The 8586-nt window shown below is 68.2% G+C and carries 3 protein-coding genes; 1 reads left to right on the forward strand and 2 read right to left on the reverse strand.

Features of this window, described 5'->3' with window-relative positions; translation table 11 throughout:
* Positions 1-119 precede the first annotated feature (119 nt).
* Positions 120-5063, reverse strand: a complete 4944-nt coding sequence (locus ACIBK1_RS40510; RefSeq protein WP_396740944.1) for a ThuA domain-containing protein — start codon at positions 5061-5063, stop codon at positions 120-122.
* A gap of 213 nt (positions 5064-5276) precedes the next feature.
* The gene (locus ACIBK1_RS40515) at positions 5277-6560 is read right to left on the reverse strand and encodes an ROK family transcriptional regulator (RefSeq protein WP_036409603.1); all 1284 of its coding nucleotides are present in this window, start codon (positions 6558-6560) and stop codon (positions 5277-5279) included.
* A 242-nt stretch (positions 6561-6802) separates the two neighbouring features.
* On the opposite strand from ACIBK1_RS40515, the gene ACIBK1_RS40520 reads away from it, so the two are divergent.
* Positions 6803-8143 carry an ROK family protein gene (locus ACIBK1_RS40520; RefSeq protein ID WP_396740946.1) on the forward strand — a complete coding sequence of 447 codons (1341 nt, stop codon included), beginning with the start codon at positions 6803-6805 and terminating at the stop codon, positions 8141-8143.
* The last annotated feature ends 443 nt before the right edge of the window (positions 8144-8586 follow it).

Here is an 8586-nt window from a genome sequence, read left to right on the forward strand (position 1 = left end):
TGCGAATCGCTCCATCTATGGGGGGCGGGGCCGGCCGGCTGGTCGGCCGGCCGGCCCCGGGTTGTGCTACGGCGGTGTCCTCGTCGTGGTGACCGCGGTCACCGCCGGTGGTGGTGCGGTCAGCTGCAGCTGGCCGCGGTGTAGTTGGCGTCGTAGGACGAGGTGACCTGCTTGCCGCCGATCGTGGCGGTCGCCTTCACAGTGACCTTGCCGGCGTCGATGTGCCCGGCCCGGGTGTTGAAGGACTGGTAGGCCTGCTTGCCCGGAGCCACGTCGGCCACCGTCTTGGAACCGAACGGGGTGTTCAGCTCCACCGTCGCCGGAACGTCGGAGTCGTTGACGGCCGTGACCGCAACGTACGCCGAGGTGCCGATGCAGCGGGAGGAGGCGGTGACGGTCATCTTGACCTCCGCCGGGGACGACGGCTTGTTCAGCTTGAAGTAGTCGAACTTGACCGTCTTGGACGCGCTCTGAGCGGTGCCGATGGTGTAGACGCCGACCTTCGACGCGTTCGCCACGGCGCTGTTCTTCACCACCGCGACCGTGCCGTTGGTGGCCAGGTCGGTCCAGGTGGTGCCGTCGGAGGAGTAGGAGCCGGTGAAGCTGTCTCCCTCCTTCTTCAGGCGCAGCCACCACGGGCCGGCGGAGAGGTTGTTCACCTGCGGCTGCGGGTTCTGCACGGTTCCGCCGACCTCGCTGCGCAGCTCGATCGTCCGCGCCACCGTCGACCCTGCGGCGTTGGTGGTGAGGAAGTCGAACTTCACGTAGTTGTCGTCGTCGCCGTACACCATCAGGCCGCCCTGCTGGTACTGCTCGTTGAGGGCGGAGCCGTCGACCTTGGTCTCCAGCGTCCAGTCGCCGCTCGGCGCCTTCTGCAGGATGAAGTTCTTCGGGCCGCTGTTGGTCGTCCCGTAGATGTCACCCGTCGTGGTGTCGAGCTCCAGGTTGCCGCCGGTCACGCGGGCAGCCGTCGCGTCGGGACGCACGATCGAGTCCCAGCGGCAGTTGTCGAGCGTGGTGCCGTCGAACTGGTCGTCCGGCGTCGGCGCGGTGGCCTTGTCGTCCGGCGTGATCTGGAACCAGTCGAACGCCGCGTCCACCACCGGGTGGTTGGCGCCGGCCAGCGAGATCAGGCCGATCTTCGGGTTGGTGATCCCGGCGAGCGGCTTGGTCTCCGACATGGCGGTGAAGTTGGTGCCGTCAGCCGAGTAGTGAGCGGTGATGTTGGTGCCGTCGCTGATGAAGCGCACGTACACCGTGTCGGGGTAGGTGTCCCCGAGGTTGGCCGTGTTGCTCGCCGTCACCTCGTTGGGAGCGCCCTTGTCCTCGCGGATGAACTGGAAGATGCGGCTGGCGTGGTCGGAGCCCGAGGTCGAGCGCCCCTCCAGCACGATCTTGGCGTAGTTGTCGTCGTCGCCGTACAGGACCAGACCTGCCTGCTGGTAGGCGTCGGTCGCCTTCAGCGTCAGCTTGGCCGTGGCCGTCCAGGCGCCCGACGGCGCCGGCTGCACGACGATGTTCGGCGTGTTGTTGGTCGTCTGGTAGATGTCGGTGGCCGAGGTCGGGATGATGAGGCTGCCGTCGGCGACCTTCAGGTCCTGGTTCTCCCGGATCACCGACCAGCGGTCCCGGTCGAGCTGGTTGCCCAGGAAGTCGTCCGAGCGGCCGCTGAAGCACACCGTGGCCGGCGCGTTCACCTTGATCGCGATCTGCTGGGTCGAGGCCGCGCCCTTGGCGTCGGTCACCGTCACCGTCGCGGTGTAGTTACCCGGGGCGGTGTAGGTGTAGCTCGCGTTGGCCGTCGTCGGCTGCGGCGCGCCGTTCACCCCGAAGTCCCACTTGTAGGTGACCGTGTCACCCTCGGGGTCGGTGCCCGTCGAGGTGAAGTCGACCTTCAGCGGAGCGGTGCCCGTGGTCGGGGTCGCCGACGCGGTCACCGTCGGGCGCTGGTTCTCCGTGGCGCCCTTGCCGACGAAGTCGACCCAGTTGAAGTTGGCCAGGTTGGCGTCGTTGGCCGCGCTGGCCGGCTTGCGCACCACGAAGAAGATCGGGCCGCTGGTCGTCGGAGCGTTGTTCAGGTTGACCGTGACGTCCTTGAACGTCTGCCAGTCGCCCGTGGGAGTGATGTCCGCCGAGCCGATCAGCGTGCCGTCGTCGGGGTTGCCGACGCGGATCTGCACGGTGCCGCCCGCGCCGGCCGAAGAGGCCCGCAGCCGGATAGCGCTGATGTTGGTCAGGTTCACCGGGTCGAACGACCAGTAGTCGCCGTCCTGGATGAAGCCGATGTCCTTCGCGCCACCCGCGGAGTCGGTGGTGTCCTCGACCTGGACGCCGGCGGCGTCCGTGCCGACACCGCCGGTCACCCGGCCGGTCTGCGAGAAGTGCTCGGCCTGCTTGCGCTTGGGCTGCAGGATGACCTGGCCACGGCCGGTCAGCGGCTTGGCCCCACCGGCGCCCTGGTCGGTGTAGCTGGCCTCGATCACGTAGAACAGGTTGTCGTACTCACCGTGGCCCGACATGGCGGTCTGCACCGTGGCTTCGCAGCCCGTGGTCTGGTCGAGCGGGTGACCGTGGGTGTCGTGACCCAGGATCGACTGGATCTGCACCTTGTCACAGTCGATCGTGCCGTCCTCGGCGTCGGTGACGGTGACCTTGAACTTCACCTGGTCGCCGAACTCGAAGAACGCTCCGTTCGGCGGCACTTCGACCTTGACGACGGGCTTGCTGTTGCCCGCCTCGATCGTGACGCTGGAGGTGGCGGTCTTGCCGTCGGCGCTGGTGATGGTCAGGACGGCGCTGTACTCGCCGGCCTTGGTGTAGGTGAAGGAGGGGTTGGCCTCGGTGGAGTCGGTCGTGCCGTCACCGTCGAAGTCCCACGCGTAGGTGATCGCCTTGCCCTCGGGGTCGCGCGAGCCCTCGCTGGAGAACTGCACGGTCAGCGGCAGCGGGCCGTCGGTCTTGTCGGCCGTGGCGCTGGCGATCGGCGGGCGGACGCCCTTGGTGTACTCGATGCGGTAGACGCCCGAGTCGGCGTTGTCGCCGCCGAAGCCCGAACCCCACTCGATCAGGTACAGAGCGCCGTCGGGACCGAACTTCATGTCCATCGGCTTGAGGAACTTCAGCGTCGTCATGATCTTGTTCATCTCGACGAGCTTGGAGCCGTCCTCGTTCAGCTGGAACGACCACAGCGCGTTGTTGTTCCACTCACCGAAGATGGCCTTGCCGTCCCAGTACGCCGGCCACTTGATGGTCGACTGGACGTTCGGGTCGTAGCGGTAGACCGGGCCGCCCATCGGCGCGCCGCCGCTGATCTCGGGGAAGTTGTTCGCGTCGGCGGCGTAGTGGTACCAGACCGTCGCCGGGGTCACCGGCGGCAGGTTGGTCAGGCCGGTGTTGTTCGGCGAGTCGTTGACCGGCGCCGAGCAGTTGAACGCCGATCCCGACTGCTTGGTCGCGAAGTTGTAGTCGATGTACGGGGTGTTGTTGCCGATGCAGTACGGCCAGCCGAAGTTGCCCGGCTTGGAGATGAGGTTCCACTCGACCGTGTTCTGCGGGCCACGGGTGGCGCTGGCGGAGTTGGCGTCGGGGCCGTACTCGCCGAGCATGATGTTGCCCGTCTTGGGGTCGAGGCCGACCCGGAACGGGTTGCGGAAGCCCATGCCGTAGATCTCCGGCTTGGTCTTCGCCGTGCCCGGGGCGAACAGGTTGCCCGAGGGGACGGTGTAGGTGCCGTCAGCCTCGGGGTGGATGCGCAGCAGCTTGCCGCTGAGGCTGTTGGTGTTGGCCGCGGTGCGCTGGGAGTCCCAGTTGGCCCGGCCCGACTGCTCGTCGATCGGCGCGTAGCCGTCGGAGGCGAAGGGGTTGGTGTTGTCACCCGTACCGAGCCACAGGTTGCCGGTCTTGGGGTCCATCACCATGCCGCCGCCGTGGTGGCAGCACTCGGCGCGCTGCACCGGGACGTCCAGCAGCTTCTTCTCGCTCGCCAGGTCCAGGCTGTCACCGGTGACCGTGAACCGGCTCAGCCGGTCGACGTTCTCCGAGCCGTTGGGCGAGTAGTAGAGGTAGATCCAGTGATTGGTGTCGAAGGCCGGGTCCAGCGCCATGCCGAGCAGACCGCTCTCGTTGGCGGTGAACACGTTCATGTGCGCGGCCAGGACCGAGCCACCACTGGGCTTGATGATCTTGACGTCGCCCAGCCGGTCGATGTAGAAGACCCGGCCGTCCTTGGCGATGTTCAGCATCATCGGGTTGGACGTCTCGGTGTCGAGAGCCACCTTCTCGTAGCTGCTGCTCTGCGAGGCAGAACAGTCGGCCTTCTCCGCACCCGCGGCGGTCTTGATACCGCCCAGGAGCAGCTTCAGGAAGTTGGCCTCGCTGTAGTTCTCCTTCTGGTGGCCGAGCCCGGTGTACCACGAGCGGCCACCGTCGTAGTCCTGACACCAGGTGTTCGGGTGGTCGGCGCCCATCGTGCCGCCGGAGTAGGACTTCTCGTCCAGCGACGTCAGGACGTGGACCGTGCCACGCGGGTTGGTCTGGTAGTCGTACCACTCGTCGGTACGGCTCCAGGTGGTCGGCAGGTCCTTGGTGGACGGGTGCGCCGGGTCCTCGACCTTGACTGTGGCCTGCTGGATCGCCGGGTGCTGCTTGAAGTAGGCCCCGACCAGCTTGCCGTACCAGGCCCAGTTGTATCCGCTGTCGGCGGCGGCGTGGACGCCCACGAAGCCGCCGCCCTTCTCGATGTAACGCTGGAAGGCGTCCTTCTGGTCCTGCGTGCCCAGCGGGTCACCGGTCGTGGACATGAAGATCACGGCCTGGTACTGCGCCAGGTTCGTGTCCGTGAACTGGGTGCTGTCCTCGGTGGTGTCCACCGCGAAGTTGTTGTCCTGGCCGAGCTTCTGCACGGCCGCGATGCCCTCGGGGATCGAGTCGTGCCGGAAGCCGGTGGTCTTCGAGAAGACGAGGACCTTGAAGTCGGGCGCCGCCGCCGCGGTAGTCGTGGCGGCCTCGGCGCTTACGGGCGCCGAGAAGAGCGTGAGGACGGGAGCGACGAGGGCCAGAGCCATCGTCGCCGCGGTTCGGCGTCTCGGACGCCGTCCCTTTTCTGGCAGGGCCGCATTGTGCGGCCTGGCCCACGTTCTTTGACGTGGAGACATGGAAAACCCTTTCCTGACCGGGGGGACGTCAGGCAAGGCGCGCGCCGCCGCGCTTGTTGCCACTTGGTCGTAGTGGATATTGGGGGTGCTGGAGGGTGCCGTCTCCAGGTCTGTGGGGGGCCGTCAGTAGGCTGCCGGCCCGGGTAGTGGATCCATGAGCGCCGCCGGATCGTCGATGATGTGGTTGACCACCATGCTCGCGGCGCCGCGGGACGCGGCGCCGAAACCGAGCGTGGAGGCGACGAACCGGCACTGGGCGGCGGGGGCTGCCACCACGAGCCGCTGTAGCTGATCCTGCGCGTGCGGCAGCAGCCACTGGGCCAGTGAGGCGAAGTAGCCTCCGATGACGATCACTCGCGGATTGAACAGGTTGGCCAGGATCGAGCCGCCGAGCCCGAGCCATTCGCCGACCTGTGCCACCGCCATCATCATCCGACGGTCGCCGGAGGCCAGGCCCCTGGCGATGTCGGCCACCCGTTCACCGGGGTCGGGCACGGGCATGCCGGGCAGCCCGTACGCCTGCTCGGGCATGGCCGCACGTACGAGCGCGGCCAGGCCGACCTTGGTCTCCCAGCAGCCGATGCGGCCGCAGCCGCACTCGTCGCCGTTCGGGTCGACCCGTAGATGCCCGACCTCCCCGGAGAAGCCGTCAGCTCCTCGCAGGAGCTTGCCGCCCGAGATGATGCCGCCGCCGACGCCGACCTCGCCAGTGAGGTAGACCAGGTCGGGTGTGCCGGCGGCGATGCCCGAGGTGTACTCGGCCAGGGCGGCGAGGTTGGCGTCGTTGTCCACCCGCACCGGCACGTGCAGCGAGCCGAGTATCGAGCTCAGCTGGTCGGCCAGGGGCAGGTTGTGCCAGTAGAGGTTCGGCGCGAGCGTCACGACACCGCGTGTCACGTCCACCAGTCCGGGGACGGCCACCGCGATGCCCGCGGGGGCCGCGCCGGCCCGCCGCATCGCCTCCACGGCCTCCTTGGCGACGAGCCCGAGCCGGCGTACGGCGCTGTCCGGGCCGTTGCCCATCGTGTCGTAGACCACCCGGCGCTCGACGAGGACCCGGCCGCTGAGATCGGTGCCGTGGACCGCGATGTAGTCGACGTTGATCTCCATGCCGAGGGCTCCGACGTGCGCGCCGTGCAGCGCGACCGTGCGTCTCGGACGTCCGATCGCACCCACGTGCTCGACGCCGACCTCCCGCACGAGCCGGCGTTCCAGGAGCTCGGCCATGAGGTTGGAGACGGTGGCCCTGTGCAGTCCGGTCGCCTCCGCGATGTCGGCGCGGGACAGGGACCTGTGCTCGCGCAGCTCGCGAAGCACCAGCGAGAGGTTCGCCCTGCGGAGCACCGCCGGACCCGCCGGCGGAGCCGCGCCGCCTGGGGCGCGGGTGAGGTGCGGCTCCTTCGTCACCCGTGCCACCTACCTTTTGTTTGTCTCCGAGATCAATTAATGAGGGTTGTAACACGAGGATGTCCGGCTGCGCACCCCCGAAATGCGTAACGAGTTGGCATCGCTCACATTCATGCACTTCACACCCCATTCCGGACACGGTTACCGGAACGTTACGGAACTTGCAACCGGTTTCACTCTTGTGTTGCCTGGAACTCGCTGTCTTTAATTCGGCCAGCCATGCGAACTAATTGAGGAGCGGCGTGGAGCACACCAGGGCCGACGGCCACAGGACCGACTCGATGAGTCGCGGCAGGTCCGCGGGAGTTCCCGCGGACCAGGCCACCGTGCGCCGTTCCAACCTCGCTCTGGTGCTGCGTCACGTGAGTACGTACGGCCCGTGCTCCCGGTCGGCCGTCGCCGTCGCGACCGGGTTGAACAAGACCACCGTCACCAGCCTGGTGAGCGAGTTGCAGGCACGTGGGCTGGTCAAGGAGACGGGACCGCAGCACGCGGGCTCCGTCGGCCGCCCGAGTGTCGCGCTCGTCCTGGACGGCTCGCGGGTCGGCGCCCTGGGCGTCGAAGTCAACGTCGACTACATCGCCGCGATAGCCTCCGACCTGGCCGGCAGAGTCCTCATCGACCGGCGCATCGGCTTCGACGCCATGGGATCCGGCCCGGAACGCTCACTCGACGAACTGGTCCGCGTGATAGAGAAGACCATCGCCGATCTCGACCGGCTCGGAATCGCTCTGGCCGGGATCACGGTGGCGATCCCCGGCCTGATCGACACCACCACCGGCACCGTGGTCGTCGCCCCCAACCTCGGCTGGCATGGGGTGGCGGTGGCCGAGCGGCTGTCCCAGGCCGACATCCGCGGGGACATCCCCGTCACGGTGAACAACGACGCCAACCTCGCCGCACTGGCCGAGTACACCTCGGGCGTCGCGGCGGGCACCTCCGACCTGGTCTACCTCACCGGTGAGGTGGGCGTCGGCGGCGGCGTCATCGCGGGTGGCCGGTTGCTGGGCGGAGCGGACGGATTCGCCGGCGAGGTCGGCCATGTCATGGTCGATCCGTCCGGCGAGCGGTGCCGCTGCGGCCGTACCGGCTGCTGGGAGACCAAGGTCGGACTGGCCGCGCTGGTCCGCATGGCCACACCCGACCGAGCGTACGGCACAGGCCCTCAGGTCGTCCGCGACCCCGAGGAACGGCTGGCCGAGATCGAGCAGCGACGTGCAGAGGGAGACCCTCGTGTCGACGCCGCCGCCGAGGAGGTGGGCCGGTGGCTCGGAACCGGAGCCGCCATGCTGGTCAACCTCTTCAATCCGCGGGTGATCGTGCTGGGCGGGTATTTCGCGAGGCTCGCCGACCGGATCATCCCCGCGGCGCGGCAGGAGCTGGCACGCCTGGGCATGAGCGAAGCCGTCGAACGCTGCCGGTTCGCCGCCTCCGATCTCGGTTTCGGCGCCGCCTCGCGCGGCGCGGCAGGAGTCGTCGTCGAACGGGCGCTGTCCGACCCCACAAGCATCGCGATCCGAACAGCCCCGGCCATCGGAGTGATCGAAGGAACCCCGATGGCCCGATTGCCCCACTCACCCTGACCCGCGCGTCCCGACACGCGGTCCCGACCTTTCGTCAATCCAATCCAGACGTCCCGTCCGCCTGACCGTCCCGTTCCGCACGCCTCGGCACACCCCCGCCCATCCCGGTGCCGCGGCCATGGCGCACGTGGTCAGGCGGACGGGAACCACTATGCCCTTTTTCCCACCCAGAACGTCCCGCCCGCCTGATCGGCAGTCCGGAAGCCGCACCGGCATCGTTGACGCCGACCTCGGTGCCAGTCGCGGCGGTGCCAGCCGGCGCCGTCAGGCGGGCGGGGCTACGGCCGCACCTACTCCAGGGAGGCTCTTGTGCCGCGGTCATCATCCGACTCGTCATCTCTGCTTCAAATGAGGGGGATCGTCAAGCAGTTCCCCGGCGTACGCGCGCTGGACGGTGTGGACCTTGAGGTCAGGGCCGGCGAGGTGCACTGTCTGCTCGGGCA

Source organism: Microbispora rosea, assembly GCF_044460045.1.
Classification (GTDB): domain Bacteria; phylum Actinomycetota; class Actinomycetes; order Streptosporangiales; family Streptosporangiaceae; genus Microbispora; species Microbispora rosea.